The sequence below is a fragment of the Burkholderia sp. MSMB617WGS genome (assembly GCF_001532025.2).
GTDB classification, from domain to species: Bacteria; Pseudomonadota; Gammaproteobacteria; order Burkholderiales; family Burkholderiaceae; genus Burkholderia; species Burkholderia savannae.
On sequence record NZ_CP013457.1, the window covers coordinates 4,009,745 to 4,034,704 of the forward strand.

At 67.8% G+C, this 24,960-nt stretch carries 21 protein-coding genes and 1 tRNA gene; 8 read left to right on the forward strand and 14 right to left on the reverse strand.

The annotated features are described in order from the left end of the window. Positions 1 to 5 precede the first annotated feature (5 nt). Both WT60_RS19690 and WT60_RS19695 read left to right on the forward strand, forming a co-directional pair. Entirely contained in the window at positions 6 to 1,319 is a 1,314-nt protein-coding gene (locus WT60_RS19690) for an AmpG family muropeptide MFS transporter (RefSeq protein WP_038748566.1), read from the forward strand. Then, entirely contained in the window at positions 1,309 to 2,352 is a 1,044-nt protein-coding gene (locus WT60_RS19695) for a M48 family metallopeptidase (RefSeq protein ID WP_060355789.1), read from the forward strand. Before WT60_RS19690 ends, WT60_RS19695 begins: the two co-directional genes overlap by 11 nt. A gap of 234 nt (positions 2,353 to 2,586) precedes the next feature. On the opposite strand, the gene WT60_RS19700 is transcribed toward WT60_RS19695, so the two are convergent. Further along, complete coding sequence (locus WT60_RS19700) at positions 2,587 to 3,531, reverse strand: AraC family transcriptional regulator (protein WP_060355788.1); 945 nt, start codon at positions 3,529 to 3,531, stop codon at positions 2,587 to 2,589. Between the two features lie 218 nt (positions 3,532 to 3,749). Between WT60_RS19700 and WT60_RS19705 the strand changes: the two genes are divergently transcribed. Continuing rightward, positions 3,750 to 4,814 carry an NAD(P)-dependent alcohol dehydrogenase gene (locus WT60_RS19705; RefSeq protein WP_059670720.1) on the forward strand — a complete coding sequence of 355 codons (1,065 nt, stop codon included), beginning with the start codon at positions 3,750 to 3,752 and terminating at the stop codon, positions 4,812 to 4,814. 352 nt (positions 4,815 to 5,166) lie between these two features. Here WT60_RS19705 and WT60_RS19710 read toward each other — a convergent pair whose 3' ends face one another. The 5 genes from WT60_RS19710 to gatC form a co-directional block, all read right to left on the reverse strand. Continuing rightward, positions 5,167 to 5,937: an exodeoxyribonuclease III gene (locus WT60_RS19710; RefSeq protein ID WP_059583756.1), complete on the reverse strand. Its 771-nt coding sequence runs from the start codon at positions 5,935 to 5,937 to the stop codon at positions 5,167 to 5,169. 31 nt (positions 5,938 to 5,968) lie between these two features. After that, on the reverse strand, positions 5,969 to 6,808 hold the full coding sequence (locus WT60_RS19715) for a PPK2 family polyphosphate kinase (protein ID WP_060355787.1): 840 nt from the start codon (positions 6,806 to 6,808) through the stop codon (positions 5,969 to 5,971). A gap of 126 nt (positions 6,809 to 6,934) precedes the next feature. Beyond that, the gene (gatB, locus tag WT60_RS19720) at positions 6,935 to 8,407 is read right to left on the reverse strand and encodes an Asp-tRNA(Asn)/Glu-tRNA(Gln) amidotransferase subunit GatB (protein WP_038748572.1); all 1,473 of its coding nucleotides are present in this window, start codon (positions 8,405 to 8,407) and stop codon (positions 6,935 to 6,937) included. A 2-nt stretch (positions 8,408 to 8,409) separates the two neighbouring features. Further along, entirely contained in the window at positions 8,410 to 9,894 is a 1,485-nt protein-coding gene (gatA, locus tag WT60_RS19725; protein WP_038748573.1) for an Asp-tRNA(Asn)/Glu-tRNA(Gln) amidotransferase subunit GatA, read from the reverse strand. 137 nt (positions 9,895 to 10,031) lie between these two features. Next, positions 10,032 to 10,331 (reverse strand): Asp-tRNA(Asn)/Glu-tRNA(Gln) amidotransferase subunit GatC, encoded by a 300-nt coding sequence (gatC, locus tag WT60_RS19730; RefSeq protein WP_038748574.1) that lies wholly within the window; start codon positions 10,329 to 10,331, stop codon positions 10,032 to 10,034. 362 nt (positions 10,332 to 10,693) lie between these two features. Between gatC and WT60_RS19735 the strand changes: the two genes are divergently transcribed. From WT60_RS19735 to rodA, 5 genes are all read left to right on the forward strand, one after another. Further along, positions 10,694 to 11,737, forward strand: a complete 1,044-nt coding sequence (locus WT60_RS19735; RefSeq protein WP_004189550.1) for a rod shape-determining protein — start codon at positions 10,694 to 10,696, stop codon at positions 11,735 to 11,737. Between the two features lie 119 nt (positions 11,738 to 11,856). Beyond that, positions 11,857 to 12,942, forward strand: coding sequence for a rod shape-determining protein MreC (gene mreC / locus WT60_RS19740; protein ID WP_059583753.1), 1,086 nt, complete (start codon positions 11,857 to 11,859; stop codon positions 12,940 to 12,942). Beyond that, positions 12,939 to 13,451 (forward strand): rod shape-determining protein MreD, encoded by a 513-nt coding sequence (mreD, locus tag WT60_RS19745; protein ID WP_038748576.1) that lies wholly within the window; start codon positions 12,939 to 12,941, stop codon positions 13,449 to 13,451. Before mreC ends, mreD begins: the two co-directional genes overlap by 4 nt. Before the next feature lie 196 nt (positions 13,452 to 13,647). Next, positions 13,648 to 16,002 (forward strand): penicillin-binding protein 2, encoded by a 2,355-nt coding sequence (gene mrdA, locus WT60_RS19750; RefSeq protein WP_060355786.1) that lies wholly within the window; start codon positions 13,648 to 13,650, stop codon positions 16,000 to 16,002. 11 nt (positions 16,003 to 16,013) lie between these two features. Next, complete coding sequence (gene rodA / locus WT60_RS19755) at positions 16,014 to 17,162, forward strand: rod shape-determining protein RodA (protein WP_059583746.1); 1,149 nt, start codon at positions 16,014 to 16,016, stop codon at positions 17,160 to 17,162. A 417-nt stretch (positions 17,163 to 17,579) separates the two neighbouring features. Here rodA and WT60_RS19760 read toward each other — a convergent pair whose 3' ends face one another. The 8 genes from WT60_RS19760 to esaS all read right to left on the reverse strand — a co-directional run bounded on the left by WT60_RS19760 (position 17,580) and on the right by esaS (position 24,960). Beyond that, a complete protein-coding gene (locus WT60_RS19760) occupies positions 17,580 to 18,359 on the reverse strand; it encodes a tetratricopeptide repeat protein (RefSeq protein ID WP_038748579.1) in 780 nt (259 codons plus the stop codon). Further along, complete coding sequence (locus tag WT60_RS19765) at positions 18,356 to 19,141, reverse strand: aldolase/citrate lyase family protein (protein WP_038748580.1); 786 nt, start codon at positions 19,139 to 19,141, stop codon at positions 18,356 to 18,358. The genes WT60_RS19760 and WT60_RS19765 overlap by 4 nt, the downstream gene beginning before the upstream one ends. Positions 19,142 to 19,466: 325 nt before the next feature. Then, positions 19,467 to 19,919, reverse strand: coding sequence for a 6-carboxytetrahydropterin synthase QueD (queD, locus tag WT60_RS19775; protein WP_038748581.1), 453 nt, complete (start codon positions 19,917 to 19,919; stop codon positions 19,467 to 19,469). A gap of 19 nt (positions 19,920 to 19,938) precedes the next feature. After that, a complete protein-coding gene (gene queE / locus WT60_RS19780) occupies positions 19,939 to 20,571 on the reverse strand; it encodes a 7-carboxy-7-deazaguanine synthase (protein WP_038748640.1) in 633 nt (210 codons plus the stop codon). Positions 20,572 to 20,658: 87 nt separating this feature from the next. Beyond that, on the reverse strand, positions 20,659 to 21,393 hold the full coding sequence (gene queC, locus WT60_RS19785; RefSeq protein WP_059583743.1) for a 7-cyano-7-deazaguanine synthase QueC: 735 nt from the start codon (positions 21,391 to 21,393) through the stop codon (positions 20,659 to 20,661). Between the two features lie 336 nt (positions 21,394 to 21,729). Next, positions 21,730 to 21,805, reverse strand: a tRNA-Phe gene (locus tag WT60_RS19795). Positions 21,806 to 21,864: 59 nt separating this feature from the next. Further along, positions 21,865 to 22,551, reverse strand: coding sequence for a response regulator transcription factor EsaR (gene esaR, locus WT60_RS19800; RefSeq protein WP_038748583.1), 687 nt, complete (start codon positions 22,549 to 22,551; stop codon positions 21,865 to 21,867). Continuing rightward, on the reverse strand, positions 22,552 to 24,960 hold the full coding sequence (gene esaS / locus WT60_RS19805) for a sensor histidine kinase EsaS (protein WP_038748584.1): 2,409 nt from the start codon (positions 24,958 to 24,960) through the stop codon (positions 22,552 to 22,554).

Consider the following 24,960-nt stretch of genomic DNA (forward strand, 5'->3'; position numbering starts at 1 on the left):
GTTCGATGACCAAACCACCGCACGACGCGCCCGCCCTCAACGCCCACGAGGACCACCCGGGCTGGCGCGCGTTTCTGAACACGCACATGCTGATCTGCGTCTTTCTCGGCTTCACGTCGGGACTGCCGCTCTTCACCCTCGTCTACCTGGTGCAAGCCTGGCTGCGCTCGGAAGGCGTGAACCTGAAGGAGATCGGCCTCTTCGCGCTCATTCAGTTCCCCTACACGTGGAAGTTCCTGTGGGCGCCGCTGATGGACCGCTTCATCCCGCGCCTGCCCGGCTGGCGGCCGGGGCGGCGGCGCGGCTGGATGCTCGTCACGCAGTTGCTCGTCGCCGTTGCGATCGCGGCGCTCGGCTTCGTGTCGCCGCGCGAATCGATCTGGACGGTCGCCGCGCTGACGACGCTCGTCGCGTTCTTCGGCGCGAGCGCCGATATCGTGATCGACGCATACCGCCGCGAATTGCTGCGCGATACCGAGCAGGGCCTGGGCAACGCGGTGCACGTGAACGCGTACAAGGTCGCGGCGCTGATTCCCGGCTCGCTGTCGCTGATCCTGTCCGATCACCTGCCGTGGGACGCCGTGTTCGCGCTCACGGCCGCGTTCATGCTGCCCGGCATCTTGATGACGCTCGTCGTGCGCGAACCCGACGTGCACGGCGCGCCGCCGAAGAGCCTGTCGGACGCGGTGGTCCTGCCGTTTCGCGAATTCATCGGCCGCGACGGCTGGCGCGGCGCGCTGCTCGTGCTCGGCTTCATCTTCCTCTACAAGCTCGGCGACACGATGGCGACGACGCTGTCGACGTCGTTCTTCCTCGACCTCGGCTTCAACAAGACGCAGATCGGCGTGATCGCGAAAACGACCGCGTTCTGGGCGAGCCTCGCGGGCGGCATCATCGGCGGCGTGTGGCTCGTGAAGATCGGCATCGCGCGCGGGCTGTGGATCTTCGGGGTCCTGCAGATCGTGTCGACGCTCGGCTTCGCGTGGCTCGCGAAGGCGGGCCCGGACGCCGTGCTGATGGCGGCCATCTACGGCTTCGAGACATTTTCCACGGGCCTCACGCTCGCCGCGTTCACCGCGTACATCGCGAGCACGACGGACCCGCGCTACACGGCGACGCAATTCGCGCTGTTCACGAGCCTCGCGTCGGTGCCGCGCACGCTCGCGTCGGCGTCGAGCGGCTTCATCGTGTCGCAGATCGGCTGGTTCGACTATTTCCTCGTCTGCGCGGCGCTCGGCATCCCCGGCATGCTGCTGCTGTTCAAGATCGCGCCGTGGAACGGCAGCATGCCCCGCAACGAGGCCGCCCGTGCAGGCTAAGCTGCGCGCCGCCCGCGCCGCGCTCACGTTCGCGGGCGGCGTCGCGCTCGGCGTAGCCGGCCCGGCGCTCGGGCTCGAGCTGTGCATGGCCGAGCCGGTCATCGTCGCCGACAACGGCGCGCCGTCCGCGCCGCCGCCGAGCGCGCCGCTCGTCGCCACGCCCGCGGCTCCGGCCGCGGCGCCCGCAGCCGGCAGCCCGCAGCCGTACGGGCTCGGCGATCAGCAGGTGCGCTACGGCAATGCGATCGTGTTCCGCAGCCTGATTCCATCGCCGCTGCTCGAGCAGCTGACCGATAACGAATACCGGCAGACCGTGCAAGACGCCGCGCAGCGCGACCGCCTGCTGCCGCCGAACAGCGCGCGCGTGAAGCGGCTGCGCTCGATCGTCACGCGGCTCGCGCCGTATGCGGTCAAGTGGAGCGAGCGCGTGAAGGGCTGGGGCTGGGAAATCGAGGTGCTGCGCTCGCGCTCGATTCGCGCGTTCTGCCTGCCGGGCGGCAAGGTGCTCGTCGACAGCGGGCTGCTCGACCGGCTGCGCCTCACCGACGACGAACTCGGCGTGCTGTTCGCGCACGAGATCGCGCACGCGCTGCGCGAGCACGCGCGCTCGAGCCTCGGCGAGCAGCAGGCCGCGTCGCTCGGCACCGGCGCGACGCCGCTGCCGCCGCTCTTCGGACTGTCGGACCCGCTGCCCGCGCCGCTCGGTGTCGTCGAGCGCTTCGCATCGGTCCGCTACGATCCGACCGACGAAACCGAAGCCGACGTGATCGGCGGCGACATCGCCGCGCGCGCGGGCTTCGATCCGCGCGCGGCGATCACGCTGTGGGACAAGCTCGCGGTCGCGACGCGCGCCGACAAGGAAAGCGGCTTCATCTACGCGCATCCGTACGATACGCGACGCCGCAACGATCTGCGCAAGCGCCTTGCGGACCTGATGCCGCTCTACAAGAAAGCGCTCGACAAGCATGCCGACGCGAGCGCCGCGGGCGCGGACGGCGCGAAGCAGCGCGGCACCGCGGCGGGAAATCGCTAGGCGATGAATCGCCGAACGGTGAATCGCCAGACGGCAAAGGTTGAACGGCGAAAGTTGAACGGCCGCGGCTGATCGGCGAAGGCCGGGCAACGCGCCTCACGAACGCTCCCGCACCGCGTCGCGCCCGCGGTCGGCTCCGCGGTTTGCGCCCGCAGCCCGGGCCGGCAGGCCGCCTTGGTCGAGCCGCTTGCGCGAGTCCCCCAGCGCGTTCGCGCCGCCCGTCACGCCCCTCCGTCATTCCCCCGCCTCGAGCGCGATCGGCTGCCGGCCGCCCGCCTGCACCCAGCGCACTTCGTCGCTCGGGCTGCGTCCGAACAGCCGCTTGAACTCGCGGCTGAACTGCGACGCGCTCGCATAGCCCACCCGCGCCGCCGCCGCGCCCGCGTTCAATCCGTCCTGCACCATCATCAGCCGCGCATGATGAAGCCGCGTCGCCTTCACGTACTGCATCGGCGAGCTCGCCGTCACGCTCTTGAACTGCGCATGAAACACGGCGACGCTCATCCCCGCTTCGCTCGCGAGCGTCTCCACGTCGAGCTCGCCGCTCAGGTCCGCGTGAATCCGCCGCAGCGCCTTCGCGACGCGGCCGAAGTGATGTTGCTGCGCGAGCGCCGCGCGAATCGCGTCGCCTTGCGCGCCCGTCAACACGCGGTAGCCGATCTCGCGCATGATCGCCGGGCCGAGCACGCGCGTGTCGGCGGGCGACGCGAGCGTCTCGAGCAGGCGCAGCACCGCGTCCGCGAGCGGCGCGTCGAGCGGCGTCGAGTAAACGCCGCGCGGCTCGCTGATCGACGCGCCGTGCGTCTCGTCGAGCAGGATCGCGAGCTCGGCGATCACCGCGAGATCGATGCGAATCGACAGCGCGAGGAACGGCTCCTCCGGCGTCGCGAACGTCTCGCATTCGAACGGCAGCGGCACCGACAGCACCAGATACTGCTGCGCGTCGTAGACGAAGGTCTGCTCGCCGACATAGCCGCGCTTGCGTCCCTGGCAGACGACGACGATGCTCGGCTCGTACAGCACCGGCATTCGCGGCACTGGCCGGTTCGAGCGAATGAAGCGCACGCCGTCGATCGCGGCGTGCGTATAGCCTTCGTTCGGCGCGAGCCGGTCGAACAGCGCGAGGATGCGACGCCGCAGATGCGCGCCGCCGTCGTGGAAAAGGGGTTCGAAGCTCATCGGACTTCCTTCGGACTGCAAGAGAATCAGGCTTGCAATCTAGCACCGGACAAGCCTTTTTTCCGCACTTTGCCCGGCATTCGAGAGAAATAGGCAAACCTTCGAGATCTTCAGGTATTCCGCGCGCGTACCCCCGTGCTTACGATGTGCCCCGTGCCGCTGCGCCGCCGCATTCCGCGGCCGCGCGCGGCGCGTGTCTTTTCGAGTCAGGAGCCTTCATGAGCACGACTTACGCTTACGCGGCAACGAGCGCCACGACGCCGCTCGCGCCGTTCGAATTCCAGCGCCGCGCGCTGCGCGATCTCGACGTGCAGATCGAGATCCTCTACTGCGGCGTCTGCCATTCCGATCTCCACCAGGCCCGCAACGAATGGAAGAACACGACGTACCCGGTGGTGCCGGGCCATGAGATCGTCGGCCGCGTGACAGCCGTCGGCCCGCAGGTCACGCGCTTCAAGGCGGGCGAGCTCGTCGGCGTCGGCTGCCTCGTCGATTCGTGCCGCACGTGCCCGAGCTGCGCGGAAGGGCTCGAGCAGTATTGCGAGAACGGTTTCGTCGGCACGTACAACGGCCGCGACCGCGCGACGGGCGACATCACGTACGGCGGCTACTCGACGCAGGTCGTCGTCGACGAGGCGTTCGTGCTGCGCGTGCCCGACACGCTCGATCCGGCTGGCGCGGCGCCGCTCCTCTGCGCGGGGATCACCACGTATTCGCCGCTGCGCCAGTGGGGCGCGGGGCCCGGCAAGAAGGTCGGCATCGTCGGCCTGGGCGGCCTTGGCCACATGGGCGTGAAGCTCGCGCGCGCGATGGGCGCGCACGTCGTGCTGTTCACGACATCGCCGCCGAAGATCGAGGACGGCAAGCGGCTCGGCGCGCACGAAGTCGTCATTTCGAAGAACGAAGCGCAGATGAATGCGCATCTGAACAGCTTCGACTTCATTTTGAACACGGTCGCCGCGCAGCACGATCTGAATCCGTTCCTCCACCTGCTGAAGCGCGACGGCACGATGACGCTCGTCGGCGCGCCGGAGCACGATCATCCGTCGCCGCGGGTCTTCAACCTGATCTACAAGCGCCGCCGCCTCGCGGGCTCGCTGATCGGCGGCATCGCCGAGACGCAGGAGATGCTCGATTTCTGCGCGCGGCATGGAATCACGTCGGACATCGAAGTGATTCCGATGTCGCAGATCAACGCAGCGTACGAGCGGATGCTGAAGAGCGACGTGAAGTACCGCTTCGTGATCGACATCGGGTCGATCAAGCCGAAGCGCGCGGCGTGACGAGCGGCTGCTCGCCCGACCGGCGCGCCGGCGCGTAGCGGAATCGATCCGGCGCGTCGCGCGCCGTTCGAGACGCTGGGCGCGGTGCGTCGTGCGTCGTGCGTCGTGCGTCGTGCGTCGTGCGTCGTGCGTCGTGCGTCGTGCGTCGTGCGTCGTGCGTCGTGCGTCGTGCGTCGTGCGTCGTGCGTCGTGCGTCGTGCGTCGTGCAGCATCGCCCCCATCTCGCCGCAACGCAAGCCGCAAAAAAACGGGCCGCACGCGCGGCCCGTTTTTCTTTCCGTCGTCGCCACCCGCTCGCGACGATCGCCCGGCCCGCTCTCGCAGAAGCGAGCCGGCGCGACCGCCCGCCGCGTCACTTGTAGTCGTAATCGACCGTGAGCGGCGCGTGATCGCTGAACTTGACGTCGCGGAAGATCGACGTGCTTTTCGCCGTGCCGGCAATGCCCGGCGTCGCGATCTGGTAATCGATCCGCCACCCGACGTTCTTCGCGTACGCCTGGCCGCGATTGCTCCACCACGTGTACTGCTCGGGCCGCGAATCGAGCGTGCGGAACACGTCGACATAGCCGACTTCGTCGAACAGCTGCGTGAGCCACGCGCGCTCCTCCGGCAGGCAGCCGGAGTTCTTCTGATTGCTCTTCCAGTTCTTGATGTCGATTTCCTTGTGGACGATGTTCACGTCGCCGCACAGGATCACTTCGCGCTTCGCCTTCAGCTCGGCGAGGTGCGGCATGAACTCGTCCATGAAGCGATACTTCGCCTGCTGGCGCTCGTCGCCGCTCGAACCGGACGGCACGTACACCGACACCACCGACAGCTTGCCGAAGCGCGCCTCGACATAGCGGCCCTCCGAATCGAACTCGCTGCTGCCGTAGCCGATGATCACGTCGTCGGGCTCGCGGCGCGAGTAAAGGCCCGCGCCGCTATAGCCCTTCTTCTCCGCGTGGTGGAAGTAGCTCCTGAAGCCGTGCGGCCCGACGAACTCGGCGGGCAGATCGTCCGCCGACACCTTGATTTCCTGCACGCAGACGCAATCGGCGTTCTGCTCGCCAAGCCAGTCGAAGAAGCCCTTTTTCGCGGCCGAGCGGATGCCGTTCAGATTCGCGGTGATGACACGCAGCATGGTGAATTCCGTCCAGTGATTTCGTTGCGGTTTATTGGATTCTGATGCCGGCGAGCTCGGGCTTCGCGGGCGGATATTCGAGCTTCATCGCGGTCAGCTCGCGCTGCAGCAGCTCGGCGATCATCACGTTGCGATGCGTCTTCGAATCGGCCGGAATCACGTACCACGGCGCATGCTCGGCCGACGTCGCGACGAGCGCGTCGCGGTACGCGGCCTGATACGCGTCCCAGTGCTTGCGCGCTTCGAGATCCGAAATATCGAACTTCCAGTGCTTGTTCGGATCGTCGATGCGCGCCTGCAGCCGAGCGCGCTGCTCGTCCTTCGAGATGTGCAGGAAGCATTTGACGACCCGCGTGCCGGATTCGGCGAGCATCTCCTCGAACTGCCGGATCTGCTTGTAGCGCCGCTCGCACTCGGCCTTGTCGATCGCGCCCGTCACGCGGGGCACGAGGACATCCTCGTAATGGCTGCGATTGAAGATCGTCAGCTCGCCCGCGGCGGGCACCTGCGCGTGGACGCGCCACAGGAAATCGTGCGCGAGCTCGACCGACGTCGGCGCCTTGAACGACACGATGCGCAGCCCGAGCGGATCGACTTCGTGGAACACCGCGCGCACGGTGCCGTCCTTGCCGCTCGTGTCCATCCCTTGCAGCACGAGCAGCATCCGCTTGTGCCGCTGCGTATGCAGGCGCTCCTGCAGCGCGTCGAGCTGCAACGCGACGGCGGAGAGCCGCTCGCGGTCGGTTTCCTTCGCCCCGCTCGAAAACGGCTTCGCGGCCGGATCGAACGCGTCGAGCGCGAATGCGGCGGCTTCTTTTTCGCGCGTGTGATACGGCACGCAGTAGTCGTCAAGCGACTGTTGCTTGGCCATCGGCACCTCCTTTCGTGTTGCACGAAGCGCGGCCCGGCGCTTCGCGAAACGCGAGCGGGCCGCCCCGAACGCCGGTTCGGCGGCGGCCCGCTTGCTTCAGTTCGGCTTCAATCCGGCGCCGCCCGCTCAGCCGAGCTTCTTTTTCAGGAGCTCGTTGACCTGCTGCGGGTTCGCCTTGCCCTTCGTCGCCTTCATCGCCTGGCCGACGAGCGCGTTGAACGCCTTTTCCTTGCCCGCGCGGAATTCCTCGACCGATTTCGCGTTCGCGGCGAGCACCTCGTCGATGATCGCCTCGAGCGCGCCCGTGTCGGAAATCTGCTTCAGGCCCTTCGCGTCGATGATGCGGTCGGCCGCGCCTTCGTCGGCCGCCTTCTCGTCCCAGATCGTCACGAAGATTTCCTTCGCGATCTTGTTCGAGATCGTGCCGTCGGCGATCCGCTGCAGCACGAGCGCGAGCTGCGCGGCCGACACCGGGCACGCATCGATTTCGATGCCGTCGCGGTTCAACTGCGACGACACGTCGCCCATCAGCCAGTTCGCGGCGATCTTCGCGTTCGCCGCGCCGGCCTTCGCGACCACCGCCTCGAAGTACGCGGCCATCGCCTTGCTCGACGTCAGCACGCCCGCGTCATAGGCGGACACGCCGTACTGCTCGACGAAGCGCTGCTGCATCGCGGCCGGCAGCTCGGGCATCTCGCCCCTCACGCGCTCGACCCAGTCCGCGCCGATCACGAGCGGCATCAGGTCCGGATCGGGGAAGTAGCGGTAGTCGTGCGCGTCTTCCTTGCTGCGCATCGAGCGCGTCTCGCGCTTGTCCGGGTCGTACAGGCGCGTTTCCTGCACGACTTCGCCGCCGTCCTCGATCAGCTCGATCTGGCGGCGCACCTCGAAGTTGATCGCTTCCTCGAGGAAGCGGAACGAGTTCAGGTTCTTGATCTCGGCGCGCGTGCCGAACTTCTCCTGGCCGACCGGGCGCACCGACACGTTCGCGTCGCAGCGAAACGACCCTTCCTGCATGTTGCCGTCGCAGATGCCGAGCCACACGACGAGGCCGTGCAGCGCCTTCGCATACGCGACCGCTTCAGCCGCGCTCCTCATTTCCGGCTCGGTGACGATTTCGAGCAGCGGCGTGCCCGCGCGGTTCAGGTCGATGCCCGTCATCCCCGCGAAGTCCTCGTGCAGCGACTTGCCCGCATCTTCTTCCAGATGCGCGCGGGTCAGGTTGACCGTCTTCGAATACGCGTCCTTGCCGGCCTTTTCGTTGGCGGGCACCTGGATCGTGATCTGGCCGCCCTGCACGACCGGGATCTCGTACTGGCTGATCTGATAGCCCTTCGGCAGATCCGGGTAGAAGTAATTCTTCCGCGCGAAGATGCTGCGCGGCGCGACCGTCGCGCCGATCGCGAGGCCGAAGCGGATCGCCCGCTCGACCGCGCCGCGGTTCAGCACGGGCAGCACGCCCGGCAGCGCGAGGTCGACCGGGCAAGCCTGCGTGTTCGGTTCCGCGCCGAACTGCGTCGACGCGCCCGAGAAAATCTTCGAGACGGTCGACAGCTGCGCGTGCGTCTCGAGGCCGATAACGACTTCCCACTGGGTCATGCTCACACTCCTGCCGGTTTCTGTTTATGCCAGTCGGTCGCGCGCTGGAACGCGTCGGCCACCTGCAGCATCCGGGCCTCGTCGAAATAGTTGCCGATGATCTGCAGACCGACCGGACGCTTCGCGTTCGCGCCGAAGCCGCACGGCACGCTCATGCCGGGCAGGCCCGCGAGGCTCACCGACAGCGTGTAGATGTCCGCGAGATACATCTGGACGGGGTCGTCGCCCTTCGCGCCGATGTCCCATGCGACGGTCGGCGACGCCGGGCCCATGATCACGTCGCAGGACTTGAACGCTTCCTGGAAATCCTGAGCGATGATGCGCCGGATCTTCTGCGCCTGCAGGTAATACGCATCGTAGTAGCCGTGCGACAGCACGTACGCGCCGACCAGAATCCGGCGCTTCACCTCGGGGCCGAAGCCTTGCGCGCGCGACTTCTTGTACATGTCGAGCAGGTCGCGGTATTCCGCCGCGCGGTGGCCGTAGCGCACGCCGTCGAAGCGCGACAGGTTCGACGACGCCTCGGCGGGCGCGATCACGTAATAGACGGGAATCGACAGCTCCGTCTTCGGCAGCGACACCGGCACGAGCGTCGCGCCGAGCGCTTCGTAAGCCTTGAGCGCCGCGTCGATCGCCGCGCGCACGTCGTCGGCGAGACCCGCGCCGAAATACTCGTTCGGCAGGCCGATGCGCAGGCCGGCGAGCGGCTTGCCCGCATCGCCGCCGGCCGACCAGGTCTTGCCGAGGTGGCGCGCGAAATCCTCGCCATCGCGCTCGAGGCTCGTCGAGTCGCGCTCGTCGAAGCCCGCCATCGCGTTCAGCATGAGCGCGCAGTCGGCGGCCGTCTGCGCCATCGGGCCGCCCTGATCGAGCGACGACGCGAACGCGATCATTCCGTAGCGCGACACGCGCCCGTACGTCGGCTTGATGCCCGTCACGCCGGCGAACGACGCCGGCTGGCGGATCGAGCCGCCCGTGTCGGTGCCCGTCGCGGCGGGCGCGAGGCGCGCGGCGACGGCGGCCGAGCTGCCGCCCGAGCTGCCGCCCGGCACCGCGCTCGTGTCCCACGGGTTCTTCACCGGGCCGAACGCCGAGTTCTCGTTCGACGAGCCCATCGCGAACTCGTCCATGTTGGTCTTGCCGAGCGTGACCATGCCCGCCTTCGCGAGGCGCTCGACGACGGTCGCGTCGAACGGGCTCGTGTAGTTCGCGAGCATCTTCGAGCCGGCGGTCGAGCGCCAGCCGCGCGTGACGAACACGTCCTTGTGCGCGATCGGCAGCCCCGTCAGCGGGCCGGCCGCGCCCTGCGCGAGCGCGGCGTCGGCGGCCTTCGCCTGCGCGAGCGTGAGATCCGCGTCGACGTGGACGAACGCGTTCAGATCGCGCGCGGCGTCGATCCGTTTCAAATAGTGCTGCGCCAGCTCGACGGCCGAGCATTCCTTGGCGTCGAGCGCGGCGCGCAGTTCGGTCAGGCTTTTTGCGTGCATTGCGTGGGTTTCCTGGATTCTTCGGCGCGCGGCGAGAAGCGCGCGCCCGGGCGAACAAGCTGGCGAATCGGGCGGCCGGGCCGAAGGCGCGATTGCGGTTGCGATTGCGGCGACGGATGCGGCCCGAATTCGAGCGTTTACTCGATCACCTTCGGCACGAGGTACAGGCCGTCCTGGACGGCCGGGGCCGGGCGCTGATTGTCGTCGCGATTCACGCGCTCCGTGACGGCGTCGTCGCGCAACCGCTGCGCGACGGCCTGGATCTGCTCGATCGGGTGCGCGAGCGGCGCGATGCCCGTCGTGTCGACAGCCTGCATCTGCTCGACGAGGCCGAAGAACTCGTTGAGCTGGGCCAGCGTGTGCTCGGCGTCGGCGTCGGCCATTTCGAGCCGCGCGAGGTGCGCGATGCGTTTCACATCGGTCAGGGTCAAAGCCATGCGGTCACCGGAAAACAAGGGCTTGGCGCAGCGTGAAACTTGCGTTGCGTCAGGGGTTGGAAGGCTCGATCGAACCCTCAAAAATCGGGGGCGAAGCGGCGAAAATACAGCCTGTTTCGGTTCAAATACAGCGAAATTATAAGGTATCATTACGCGTTCGACCCAGACCCGGACTGCCCTTGCCGCGCCGCCGCCGCTTTGACGAAGCCGCGCGGGCTTCGCGCCGGTCCCGGAAGATTTCATTCGCAGCTTCGCGGTTTTCAGGCGGCCGCTCCCGCCCGATCCGAGGCTGTTATTTTTCCGCTGCCGCCCTTCGCGCCATGTCCGCATGGGGCCGGCCCCAGAGCGAAACAGGATTCTGAATGTTCGGTTTTTTGCGCAGCTATTTCTCCAACGATCTCGCGATCGATCTCGGCACCGCAAACACCCTGATCTACATGCGCGGCAAGGGCATCGTGCTCGATGAGCCGTCCGTCGTGTCGATCCGCCAGGAAGGCGGCCCGAACGGCAAGAAAACGATTCAAGCAGTCGGCAAGGAAGCGAAGCAGATGCTGGGCAAGGTGCCGGGCAACATCGAGGCGATTCGTCCGATGAAAGACGGCGTGATCGCCGACTTCACCGTCACCGAGCAGATGATCAAGCAGTTCATCAAGACTGCGCACGAGTCGCGCATGTTCTCGCCGTCGCCGCGCATCATCATCTGCGTGCCGTGCGGCTCGACGCAGGTCGAGCGCCGCGCGATCAAGGAAGCGGCCCACGGCGCGGGCGCGTCGCAGGTCTACCTGATCGAGGAGCCGATGGCGGCCGCGATCGGCGCCGGCCTGCCGGTGTCGGAAGCCACCGGCTCGATGGTCGTCGATATCGGCGGCGGCACGACCGAAGTCGGCGTGATCTCGCTCGGCGGCATCGTGTACAAGGGCTCGGTGCGCGTCGGCGGCGACAAGTTCGACGAAGCGATCGTCAACTACATCCGCCGCAACTACGGGATGCTGATCGGCGAGCAGACCGCCGAGGCGATCAAGAAGGAGATCGGCTCCGCGTTCCCGGGCTCCGAAGTCAAGGAAATGGAAGTGAAGGGCCGCAACCTGTCGGAAGGCATTCCGCGCAGCTTCACGATCTCCAGCAACGAAATCCTCGAAGCGCTGACCGATCCGCTGAACCAGATCGTGTCGTCGGTGAAGATCGCGCTCGAACAGACGCCGCCGGAACTCGGCGCCGACATCGCCGAACGCGGGATGATGCTGACGGGCGGCGGCGCGCTGTTGCGCGACCTCGACCGCCTGCTCGCCGAGGAAACCGGCCTGCCCGTGCTCGTCGCCGAGGACCCGCTCACCTGCGTCGTGCGCGGCTCGGGGATGGCGCTCGAACGGATGGACAAGCTCGGCAGCATCTTCTCGTACGAGTGATCGTCTAGGCATCCGTATGTCGCTCGTGCGGCGTGGCAGGCTCGCTCGTTTAGAACGAACCGCCGCGCCGTTCGCGCGTCTGAGCAACATCTAAATCGATCACGCGCCCGGCGCCGACCATGGAATACAGTCCGCCGCCCCTCTTCAAACAAGGTCCGTCCGCACTGGCGCGGCTGATCTTCTTCGTCGTCCTGGCGATCGCGCTCCTCGTCTCGGACGCGCGCTTCAACACGCTCGAAATCGTCCGCGGCGTACTCGGCACCGTGCTTTATCCGCTGCAGCGCGCGGCGCTCGTGCCGCGCGATCTGTTCGTCGGCGCCACCGAGCTCGCGACGACGAGCTCGGCGCTGCGGCACGAGAATCAGCAATTGCGCGACCGCAACCTGAAGCTGTCGCTGCAGGCGAACCAGGCGGGCCAGCTCGCCGCCGACAACGCGCACCTGCGCGCGGTGCTCGAGCTGCGCCAGCAGATCGCCGCGCAGGCGACGCCCGTCGAGATCCAGTACGACACGGGCGATCCGTTCTCGCAGAAGATCATCATCGGCCACGGCTCGCAGGCGGGCATCCAGGACGGCGCGCCCGTCGTCAACGAGGACGGCGTGATCGGCCAGGTCACGCGCGTGTTCCCGCTGCAGTCGGAAGTCACGCTCGTCACCGATCGCGACCTCGCGATTCCCGTCCAGGTGCTGCGCACGGGCCTGCGCAGCGTGATCTACGGCACCCCGAAGGGCGATGCGCTCGATCTGCGCTTCGTGCCGACGAGCGCCGATCTGCTCGCCGGCGACGAGCTCGTGACGAGCGGCCTCGACGGCGTCTATCCGCCCGGGCTGCCGGTCGCGAAGGTGGTGCGCGTCGACAAGCTCGCCGATACGGCCTTCGCGCACGTCGTCTGCGCGCCGATCGCGGCGGTGCGCGGCGCGCGCGAGATGCTCGTGCTGCACTACCGCAACGACATCCCGCCGCGGCCCGCCACCGACGACGCCGCGAGCGACGCGAAGCCGGCGAAGGGCAAGAAGGCGGCGAAGGGCGCGGACAAGAACGCGAAGGCCGCCGATAAAAGCGCGGACAAGGGCAAGGGCACGGACAAGGGCGCGAAGCCTGCGGTGCCGCCGCCCGCGGCCGCCCAGAATCGCCCGGCCGGCGCGGCGCAGCCCGCCGCGCCGCTCAAACCCGCGGCCGCGCCGTCGCAAGGAGCGCCGCGATGAGCCGCCCTCAGTACATCCTGCAGCCCGTCAACCCGTACTTCATCGTCTTCAGCCTCGCGGCCGCGTTCCTGCTGAACCTGATGCCGTGGGGGCGGATTCCGGGCGTGCCCGATTTCGTCGCGCTCGTCGTGCTGTTCTGGAACATCCATCAGCCGCGCAAGGTCGGCATGGGCGTCGCGTTCATGCTCGGCATCCTGATGGACGTCCACGACGCGGGCCTGCTCGGCGAGCACGCGCTCGCGTACACGCTGCTGTCGTACGGCGCGATCACGATCCACCGGCGCGTGCTGTGGCTGCCGCTTGGCGTGCAGATCTTCTACGTCGCGCCGCTGCTCGTGATCGCGCAGCTCGTGCCGTTCGTGATCCGGCTGCTGATGGGCGCCGCGTTCCCCGGCTGGAGCTATCTCGTCGACGGCTTCGTCGAAGCTGCGCTGTGGCCGATCGCGAGCCAGCTGCTGCTGATGCCGCAGCGCCGCCCGGTCGACCCGGACGACACGCGGCCGATCTGACGCGCCGCGCCGCCAGGATTTTCGCGTTGAACGCCCGCCGACCAACCGCCCGCCCGCTCGCCGCCTGCGCACCGCGGCCGCAGCGCGCCGGCCCGGCGGCTCGCGCAGGCCTGGCGGGCGCACCGCGCCGGCCGTGTTCGGCAATGTCCGGCGCGCCGGCGCGGAGGCGAAAGCGCGCCCCTTCATCCGTAATCGCATGACCGAATTCAAGGACACTCAACAGCAGCTCTCGAAGTTCCGCCTGCGCGTCGCGGCGGCGGGCGTGTTCGTGTTCGTCTGCTTCGGCTTGCTCGCCGCGCGATTCTTCTACCTGCAAGTCTGGCAGCACGGCAAGTACGCGCTGCAGGCCGAGGAGAACCGGATCTCGGTCGCGCCGATCGTCCCGAACCGCGGAATCATCACCGACCGCAACGGCGTCGTGCTCGCGAAGAACTACTCCGCGTACACGCTCGAAATCACGCCGTCGAAGCTCACGGACACGCTCGAAAACACGATCAACGCGCTCTCCGAAGTCGTGCAGATCGACGCGCGCGACCGCCGCCGCTTCAAGAAGCTGCAGGAAGACTCGAAGAACTTCGAGAGCCTGCCGATCCGCACGCGCCTGAGCGACGACGAAGTCGCGCGCTTCACCGCGCAGCGCTGGCGCTTCCCGGGCGTCGACGTGCGCGCGCGCCTGTTCCGCCAATATCCGCTCGGCCCGACGGCCGCGCACGTGATCGGCTACATCGGCCGGATCTCGAAGCGCGACCAGGACAAGATCGACGCGATGAGCGACGAGAACGACAGCGATCCGGAAACCTACGATCCGCGCCGCGACGCGAACAACTACAAGGGCACCGACTATATCGGCAAGGTGGGCGTCGAGCAGAGCTACGAGACGGAACTGCACGGAATCACGGGCTTCGAGGAAGTCGAGGTGACGGCGGGCGGGCGGCCCGTGCGCACGCTGTCGCGCACGCAGGCGACGCCCGGCAGCAACCTCGTGCTGTCGATCGACATCGGGCTGCAGCAGGTCGCCGAGCAGGCGTTCGCCGGCAAGCGCGGCGCGCTCGTCGCGATCGAGCCGAAGACGGGCGACGTGCTCGCGTTCGTGTCGTCGCCGAGCTTCGATCCGAATTCGTTCGTCGACGGCATCGACCAGCAGACCTGGGACGAGCTCAACAACTCGCCCGACAAGCCGCTGCTGAACCGCCCGCTGCACGGCACCTATCCGCCCGGCTCGACGTACAAGCCGTTCATGGCGCTCGCGGGCCTCTCGCTCGGCAAGCGCACGCCCGGCTGGGGCTTCCAGGACCCCGGCTACTTCACGTTCGGCGGCCACACGTTCCGTAACGACGTGCGCTCGGGCCAGGGCTGGGTCGACATGAACAGGGCAATCATGGTGTCGAACGACACGTACTTCTACATGCTCGCGCGCGATCTCGGCGTGACCGCGATCGCGAACTTCATGAAGCCGTTCGGCTTCGGCCAGCTGACGGGCATCGATGTCCAGGGCGAGGCGCGCGGAATTCTGCCGTCGCCCGAATGGAAGAAGAAGACGTTCAAGAAGGCCGCGCAGCAGAAGTGGTTCGACGGCGAGACGATCAGCCTCGGGATCGGCCAGGGCTACAACTCGTTCACGATCCTGCAGCTCGCGCACGCGACGGCGACGCTCGCGAACAACGGCGTCATCATGAAGCCGCACCTCGTGAAGGAGATCGAGAACCCGATCTCGCGCGCGCGGCACCTGACCGTGCCGAAGGAAAGCGGCGTGATCCCGCTCAAGCAGAACGATCTCGACGTCGTGAAGCGCGGGATGGAGAACGTGGTCGAGAGCCCGTCCGGCACCGCGTACAAGGTGTTCCGCGGCGCGCCGTATCTCGCTGCGGGCAAGACCGGCACCGCGCAGGTGTTCTCGCTGCAGGGCGGCAACTACCGCGGGCACCTGCTCGCCGAGCATTTGCGCGACCACGCGCTCTTCATCGCATATGCGCCCGTCGACCATCCGCAGATCGCCATCGCGCTGATCGTCGAGAACGGCGGCTGGGGCGCGCAGTCCGCGGGCCCGATCGCGCGGCGGGTGCTCGATTTCCATCTGCTCGACCGCAAGAATCCGGCGACGGAAGCGGCGGCCGTCGCGGCGGCCGCGTCGGCGACCGAGCCCGTCAACGCGCCCGTGATCGGCGACGCGACGAGGCCCGTCGGCGTCGCGGCCGGTTTCAGGGCGCTGCCGCTGCCGGCGCCCGCGGCGGCGAGCGGGGCGGACTCGACGTCGGGCGCGAGCGGGACGGATGTCGGCCAAGGGAGCGCGAGCGGACGCACAACGGGCGCGATGGGCGCGATGGGCGCAGCAAGCGCCGTCGGCGGTGCGTCGAGCGCGGCCGCCACGGCCGGCAGCGCCGCGAGCGCGCCGCCCGCGCCCCGTCGGCTGCCGCCGCGCAAGCCGCGCCGCGCGCCGGCGAGCGACGCCGCGACCACCGCCGCCGCGCCAGCCGACCAACGGAAGTCCCCGAGGGACGACAACCGCGCCGCCACCGCCGCCAAGCCGGCGGCGGGCGGCATCGACGAGTAACGGAGACAGGCATGCAATTCGACAAGCGCGCCTCGCTCGACAAGATCAAGCAGATGTTCGAGGGCTTCGACCGGCCGCTCGCGCTCATCGTGTTCCTGCTGCTGTGCGTCGGCATCGTCACGCTCTACAGCGCGAGCATCGACATGCCCGGCCGCGTCGAGGACCAGCTGCGCAACATCATGCTGACGTTCGTGCTGATGTGGGTGATCGCGAACATCCCGCAGCAGACGCTGATGCGCTTCGCGGTGCCGCTCTATTCGTTGGGCGTCGCGCTTCTCGTCGCGGTCGCGCTATTCGGGATGACGAAGAAGGGGGCGAAGCGCTGGCTGAACGTCGGCGTCGTGATCCAGCCGTCCGAGATCCTCAAGATCGCGACCCCGCTGATGCTCGCGTGGTACTACCAGCGCCGCGAAAGCAGCCTGCGCTGGTACGACTTCGTCGTCGCGTTCGTGATCCTGATGGTGCCCGTCGGGCTGATCGCGAAGCAGCCGGACCTCGGCACCGCCGTCCTCGTATTCGCGGCGGGCCTCTTCGTGATCTATCTGGCGGGGTTGTCGTTCAAGCTGATCGTGCCGGTGCTCGTTGCCGGCGTGATCGCGGTCGGCTCGATCGCCGTGTTCGAGGAGCGCATCTGCCAGCCCGACGTCGTCTGGCCGCTGATGCACGACTACCAGAAGCACCGCGTCTGCACACTGCTCGACCCGACGTCCGACCCGCTCGGCAAGGGCTTCCACACGATCCAGGCGGTAATCGCGATCGGCTCGGGCGGCCCGCTCGGCAAGGGCTATCTGAAGGGCACGCAGGCGCACCTCGAATTCATTCCGGAAAAGCACACCGACTTCATCTTCGCGGTGTTTTCCGAGGAATTCGGGCTCGTCGGCGGGCTCGTGCTGCTCACGCTCTACATGGCGCTGATCGTGCGCGGGCTCTACATCGCCGCGCAGGGCGCGACGCTGTTCGGGCGGCTGCTCGCCGGCTCGCTCACGCTCGCGTTCTTCGTCTACGCGTTCGTCAACATCGGGATGGTGAGCGGCGTGTTGCCCGTCGTCGGCGTGCCGCTGCCGTTCATGAGCTACGGCGGCACCGCGCTCACGACGCTCGGCATCGCCGTCGGGCTCATCATGAGCGTCGGACGGCAGAAACGGCTGATGAAAAGCTGATCGAAGCGGCGCGCGATGCGCCGCTTTTTTATGTGCCGCTTCGGTTCGGGCTGGCGCTGGGCGCGGCGCTCGGCGCGGTGAATGGGGCGGATCGAGGCGTTGTACGGCCGCTGTACGGCGTGCCGTTGCCGTCGGCGTGTCGCGATGTCGAACGGGTAAGCCTCGAAGTCGAGCGGACCTCGGTTCTCGGTTCTCGGTTCTCGGTTCTCGGTTCTCGGTTCTCGGTTCTCGGTTCTCGGTTCTCGGTTCTCGGTTCTCGGTTCTCGGTTCGTCGTTCGCGGGTTCGCCGTTCGCCGTTCGCCGTTCGCCGTTCGCCGTTCGCCGTTCGCCGTTCGCCGTTCGCCGTTCGCCGTTCGCCGTTCGCCGTTCGCCGTTCGCCGGTTCGAATGCTCTGTCGATTCGCGGTTCCCCGCGCGATCAATTCGACGGAGCCGGCGCCTTCGGCGCCGACGCGCCGCCCGGCCCCGCCTTCAGCACGGCCGTCAGCTCGCGGTACTTGAGCGCCGCGGCGTCGTCGCCTTGCGCGGCGGCCGCCGCGTAGTACGCGCGCGCGATGTTGAGATTGCGCACGACGCCGTCGCCGCCGCGCTCGTAGAACGACGCGGTCACGTATTGCGAGACCGGCTCGCCCGCATCGGCCGCGCGCTTGTACCATTCGAACGCCTGGCGGTTGTCGCGCGGCGTGCCGCGCCCGTCGAGAAACTGGTTCGCGAGCGCGAGCTCCGCCTGTACGTGCCCTTGCCGCGCGGCCTTCAGGAACCAGCCGTGCGCGGCCGCCGGATCGCGCGCGACGAACTCGCCGTCGTCGAGCATCCGGCCGTACACGTACTGCGCCTGCGACATGCCCGCGTCGGCCGCGCGCTTGAGCCAGCGCAGCCCTTCCGGCACGTTCGCCGTCACGCCTTCGCCCGTGATCAGCATCATCGCGTAATCGAACGCGGCGAGGCGGTTGCCGCGCGTCGCCGCGTCGTGAAACTGCACGAGCGCGGCGCGCAGATTGCCCGCGTTGTAGTCGGCGACCGCCGCTTCCGTCTCGCGCTCCGGATTCGGCCGCTTCTGCGCGCCCGACGCCTGCGCGAACGCGCCGCCCGCCGCCGCGCCGAACGCCGCGGCGACGACGAGCGAGCCGACCGCCGCGCCGCGATGCGCATGCCGCGTGCGCGCGAACCACGGCGCGCCGCGACGCTTCCCGTTCATCCCCGCACCTCCTGCAATGCCTGCCGCGTCGCGCGCAGCAGCCACACGACGTCCGCCGACAGCGCGATCACGCGAAAGCCGGCTTCGAGATACTGGCGCGCGCCCGCCGCGTCGGCGGCGAAGATGCCGGCCGGCACGCCGGCGCGCCGTCCGGCCGCGAGCACGTGTTCGAGCGCCGCCGCGACGTCCGGATGCTTCGTATCGCCGAGATGCCCGAGGCTCGCCGACAGATCGGCAGGCCCGACGAACACGCAGTCGACGCCCGGCGTCGCCGCGATCCGCTCGGCGTCGTCGATCCCGCGCGCCGATTCGATCTGCACGATCGTCGCGATCTGCGCGTTCGCGGTCTGCACATAATCGCGCCGCATCCCGTACGCGGCCGCGCGGACGATGCCCGCGACGCCGCGCAGCCCGTCCGGCGCATCGGGCGCCTGAAAGCGGGTGAGCCGCACCGCGTGCGCGGCCTCGTCGGCCGTCTCGACGTTCGGAAACATCAGCGTGCGCGCGCCCGCGTCGAGCGCCCGCTTGACGAGCCACGGCTCGCGCGCCGGCACCCGCACGACGGGCTCGCTCGGCAAATGCGCGGCGGCGAGCGCGCGCAGCTGCGCGGCGACGTCGCGGCTATCGTTCGGCGCATGCTCCATGTCGATGCACAGCCAGTCGAAGCCTGCATGCGCAAGCGCCTCGGTCGCCGCCGCGCTCGCGAGCGTGAGCCAGAGGCCGAGCAGCGGCTCGTCGCCGTCGCGCAGGCGCGCCTTGAGGGAATTGGTGAGCGTGCTCATCGGCGGCCTCCTGTCGTGCTGCGCACGAGCGGACTGCGATTCGGAAGAGGGGGCAAGCGGCCGCCGGGCGGGGCGCTGCGCCGCAACAGGCGGGGGCGCGGCTCGTTCGTCGCGGCGGACGATTCACGAGTCGATCATACCGTGATCGCGGCCCGCACGCGGATTCGGAGAATATCGGCGCAAGACCGGGCGACTCGCGGCGCAATCGGAGAAGCCGACAGGTTCGGCGAAGAAAAGGATACGCGCGGCGCAATCGGCCGCCGCGCGGTGCGGCATGCATGTCGAAGCGCGCGCAACGGCGCAATCGCGCCGCGCGCCGCCCGCATCACGCGCGCGATTCGCGCTCGACGTCGGCCCAGCAGTTCGGCGTCTCGTACAGACGCACGCGCTCGAGCCGCAAATTCACGCCGTAATGCGCGTCATACACGTTCGCGAGGATGTCGAACGCGATCGCCGCGAGATTCTCGACGGTCGGAATCCGATCGAGAACGACCGTCTTGTGATCGGCCATCTTCTCGAGGAACGAGCGCACGACCTCGTCGCGCGCATAGACGAGGAACGCGTGATCCCACTTGCTGACGAGGTGCTCCATCGCGAGCGCCTTCACGTCGGCGAAATCCATCACCATCCCGCGGTCGGGCGCGCCCTCGGTCTCGACGAGATCGCCGCGCAGCGTGACTTCGAGCACGTAGCGATGCCCGTGCAGATTGCGGCACTGGCTGCGGTGATCGGGAATGCGGTGGCCCGCGTCGAATTCGAGTTTTCGGGTAATCAGCACGATGAATGAGGCGTATGGCTCAAGGAATGTTCAGGTACTTGTGCGTCTGCATCGACAGCCGCCACTGCGGATGGCGCTTGCACCAGTCGATCGCGAGCTTCGTGTTGAGCTCGCGCGACGGGCCGTCCATCGGCTGCACGAGGAAATGGTCGAAGTCGAGCTTCGCGTAATCGGCAAGGCGCTGGTTGTCCTGCGGCACCACCACCTTCAATTCGTTGCCCTTCGTGACGACGAGGGGCGCGTCCGCCTTCGGGCTCACGCAGACCCAGTCGATCGATTCGAGCACGGGCAGCGAACCGTTCGTCTCGATCGCGATCGTGAAGCCCGCCGCGTGAAGCGCGTCGACGAGCGGCTGATCGAGCTGCAACATCGGCTCGCCGCCCGTACAGACGACGAAGCGATGCGCCTCGCCTGGCGGCCACAGCGACGCGATCTTCGCCGCGAGCGATTCCGCATCCTTGAACTTGCCGCCGTTCTCGCCGTCGGCGCCGACGAAATCGGTGTCGCAGAAACGGCACACCGCGCCGTCGCGATCCTCTTCGCGCCCCGTCCACAGATTGCAGCCGGCGAACCGGCAAAACACGGCCGGACGGCCGGCGTTCGCGCCCTCGCCCTGCAACGTATAGAAGATTTCCTTGACCGTGTACGTCATGCCGCTTCGTTCCGGCTTGCGCCGTTCGCCTTCCGTTACTCGATGAATCCCACCGGCACCCGCGCACCCACGCGAGCGCCGCGCGCCTCAGACGGGCGCCTCCGTCACGCTTTCGCCGCGCAGATACGCCTCGTAGCCGCGCTTGCGCAGCTTGCACGCCGGGCACTCGCCGCAGCCGAAACCCCAGTCGTGCAGCTCCGAGCGCTCACCGACATAGCACGTGTGCGTCTCGACGCGAATCAACTCGACGAGCGGCTGGCCGCCGAGCTGCTCGGCAAGCCGCCACGTATCGGCCTTGTCGAGCCACATCAGCGGCGTCTCCAGCACGAAGCGCGCATCCATGCCGAGATTGAGCGCGACCTGCAGCGCCTTCATCGTGTCGTCGCGGCAATCCGGGTAACCGGAGAAATCGGTCTCGCACATGCCGCCGACGAGCGCGCGCAGCCCGCGCCGATACGCGATCGCCGCGCCGATCGTCACGAACAGCAGATTGCGGCCCGGCACGAACGTGTTCGGCAGGCCGTTCGACGCCGTCTCGATCTCGATCGCGCGCGTCATCGCGGTGTCGCTGATCGCGCCCAGCACCGACAGATCGATCATGTGATCGTCGCCGAGCTTGTGCGCCCACTGCGGAAAACGCCGCTTCAGCGCGTCGCGCACGCCCTCGCGGCACTCGAGCTCGACGCGATGACGCTGGCCGTAATCGAAGCCGAGCGTCTCGACGCTCTGATAGCGCTCGAGCGCCCAGGCAACGCACGTGGCCGAATCCTGGCCGCCGGAAAACAATACGAGCGCGCCGTTCTTAGCGTCTGTCCGAATCACCGTGATACTCCGTGAATGATGAGCGAGCGCGCCGGCGGCCCGACGCGCGCCGGCAGTGCCGGCCCACCCAGTATAGGCAGCAGCGCGCGGCCCGAAACGGCGCGGCGCTTATGTCGCTCATCGCGCCGCGCTGCGGCGGCGCACGCTCTCGCGCCGTGCTCGGGCGCCGAAACAAAAAAGGACTTGCGGCGCCGCTCGGGCGCGCCCTCAAGCCCTCTAAGTCTTTGAGTCGACGGAGATTTTATCACGCCGCCCCAAAATCGGCCGAAGGCCGGACATGCCGCTCCACAAACGAAAAACCCCAAGAATCTGGCGATTCTTGGGGTGGAATACTGCTGGTGGCCTGGGGCGGAATCGAACCACCGACACGCGGATTTTCAATCCGCTGCTCTACCAACTGAGCTACCGGGCCACGAAGAAGAAAGATTATAGCAATGCGCAAAACACCGATCAAGCCCTTTGCGCAAAAATTTATACCGCGCCTTCGGCCGGCTTCTTGCCGAGCTCGACGCCGAGCTGCTTCAGCTTCCGGTACAAGTGCGTGCGCTCGAGGCCCGTCTTCTCCGCGACGCGCGTCATGCTGCCGTTCTCGCGCGCGAGGTGATATTCGAAGTACGCGCGCTCGAACGCGTCGCGCGCCTCGCGCAGCGGAATGTCGAACGGAATCGCGGCTGTCGTCTGGCCCTCGAACGCCGCGGATGCGTCGTCGTTGAACGTCGGCAGCGCGGCCGCGGACGCGACCGACGACGGCCCCGCCGCCGGCTTCGCCGCCGTGCTCGCGGGCAGCGGCGCCGCGCCGCGCGCGAGGCCGTGCTCGACCGACTTCAGCAGCTTCTGCAGCGTGATCGGCTTCTCGAGGAAATCGAGCGCGCCGATCTTCGTCGCCTCGACGGCCGTGTCGATCGTCGCGTGCCCCGACATCATGATGACGGGCATCGTCAATTGTCCTTGGCTCGCCCACTCCTTCAGCAACGTGACGCCGTCGGTATCGGGCATCCAGATGTCGAGCAGCACGAGATCGGGCGCATGCCGCAGCCGGTAGTCGCGCGCGGCCTGCGCGTTCTCCGCTACGTCGACGACATGCCCTTCGTCGCTGAGGATCTCCGAGAGCAATTCCCGGATGCCCATTTCATCATCTACCACCAGGATGGTTGCCATTTACGCTGCCTTTGTCTGCACAGTTGCTCTTGTCTTGGCGGGTGCCGTGCCGCCGTTCGCTCCGCCCCCGGCGCCCGCCGCATCGTCCGCGAGTTGCAGGAACAGGATCGAGACCTGCGCGCCTTCCACGACGTCGCCGTGCATGCGATTGCGCAAATCGATCCGCGCGCCATGCTCGTCGACGATCTTCTTCACCGTCGCGAGACCGAGCCCCGTGCCCTTCGCCTTCGTCGTCACGTAAGGCTCGAACGCGCGCGTCAGGATGCGCGCCGGAAAACCCGGACCGTTGTCCGAGACGGTCAACCGAACCGCGACCCGCGTTTTGCCGTCCGCGTCGGGATCGCCATATTCTACTGTCTTGGTTTCGAGCAACACACGGGGATGCTCGACGTCGGCGACCGAATCCTGCGCGTTCTGCAGCAGATTGTGGATCACCTGACGCAGTTGCGTCGCATCGCCGCGGATCACGGGAAGCGGCGCCTGCTCGACGACGATCGTGTTCTTGCCTTCGCCGACGCCGTAGAGCGTCAATACTTCGCTCACCAGATCGTTGAGCTGCAGATTGACGAGCACCGCGGGCGGCGTGCGCGCGTAATCGCGGAAATCGTCGACCATCCGCTTCATCGCGGCCACCTGATTGACGATCGTCGTCGCGCCGCGCTTGAGCACGTCGGCGTCGGGCGGCGCGAGCTTGTCGGAAAGCTTCATCTGCAGGCGCTCGGCCGACAGCTGGATCGGCGTGAGCGGATTCTTGATCTCGTGCGCAAGCCGCCGCGCCACCTCGCCCCATGCGACCGAACGCTGCGCGGAGATCACGTCGGAGATGTCGTCGAACACGACGACGTAGCCGGACGTCTGCGGATCGTCGGGCTGCCCCGGAGCGGCCGCCGTCGACACGAGCCGCGTGCCGCGCACGAGCAGCGTCAGCGGATCGGCCTCGCCCGGCACCTCGACCGCGAACTGCTGCTGCCAGTGGCCGCGATCCTCGCCGCTGCCCCGGCCCGCCGCCTCGCGATCGGCGAACGCCTTTCTCACCATCGCGCCGAATTCCGCGACGACGCCGACCTGATCGAGCGTCGTGCCGATCAGCGAATTGAACGGCTGACGGAAAATCCGCTCGGCGCCGCGGTTCGCGGTCGTCAGGCGGAACTGGCGGTCGAGCACGAACACGCCCGCCGTCAGGTTCGCGAGAATGCTCTCGAGGTAGGTCTTCGAATGCTCGAGCGCGACGCGGTTCTTCTCGACCGCGAGGCGCGCCTCCGACAACTGCCGCGTCATCGCGTTGAACGACTGCGTGAGGAAGCCGAGCTCGTCGCGCGTCTTGATTTCGCGCTTCGGCGTGTAATCGCCTTCCGCGACCTCCTTCGTGCCCTGCGCGAGCAGGAACAACGGCCGCGCGAGCTGGTTGCCGAGCGCGAGCGCGATCATCATCGCGATGAACGTCGCGAGGAAGAGCGCGAGCGTGAGCGTGCCGATGTACATCTTGCGCAGCCCGCTGCGGCCAAGCGCCTTCTCCTGATATTCGCGATACGCGCGTTGCACCGCGTCGGCGTTGCGCGCAAGCGTCGGCGACACCGGCTGCGTGAGCTGCAGGAAGCGCTCGTCGGGCTGCAGCAGCGACGTCGACGAATCGGGAATGCGCTGCACGACGCGCAGGCGCAGCGCGCCTTTCGAGCCGTGCGCGTGCGGATCGCCGTCCACTTCGCCTTCGATCGCCGCATAGCCGCCATGCTCGCGCGCCTGGCTCAGCATCAGCGGCGTCGGCATGTCGTCCGGGATCAGCGCGGCGAAGTTGCCCGACGCCTGCGCGACGATGTGCACGTCGGGCGACGCGCCCGTGCTGCGCCCCGGCTCGACGATCGTCGCGTCCTGCACGCCGATCTGCTCGCGCAGCCGCAGGAGCGTGAGCGTCGTGCCGTTCGTGTTGGTGTCGGCGCTCGCGAGCTGCTCGGCCATCAGGCGCGCCTTCGTCTGCAAATCCGCGAGCGACGTGTCGAGCATCCCGCGGCCGAGATTCAGGCCCGCGGTGAGCGCCGTCTCGACGTTCACGTCGAACCACGACTCGATGCTGCGCGACACGAACTGATACGACACGATATAGATGATCCCGCCCGGCACGACGCCGACGAGCGTGAAGAACACCGCGAGCTTCGCGAGCAGCCGCGTGCCGAACTTGCCTTTCCTCAGCCGCGCGACGATCATCCCGACGAGCCCGAGCACGACGAGCATGAACACGAGCGCGACGATGATGTTCGCCGAGTAGAGCCACGAGTAGTAGCGATCGAAGAACTCGGTGTTCGCGCTCGCGGCCGCGAGCAGCACGAGCAACAGAATCGCCGTGATCGCGACGGTCGACACGATCACGCGTATGAGGAGGCTCTTTCCGCTCGTCGCGCGGCGGACGCGCAT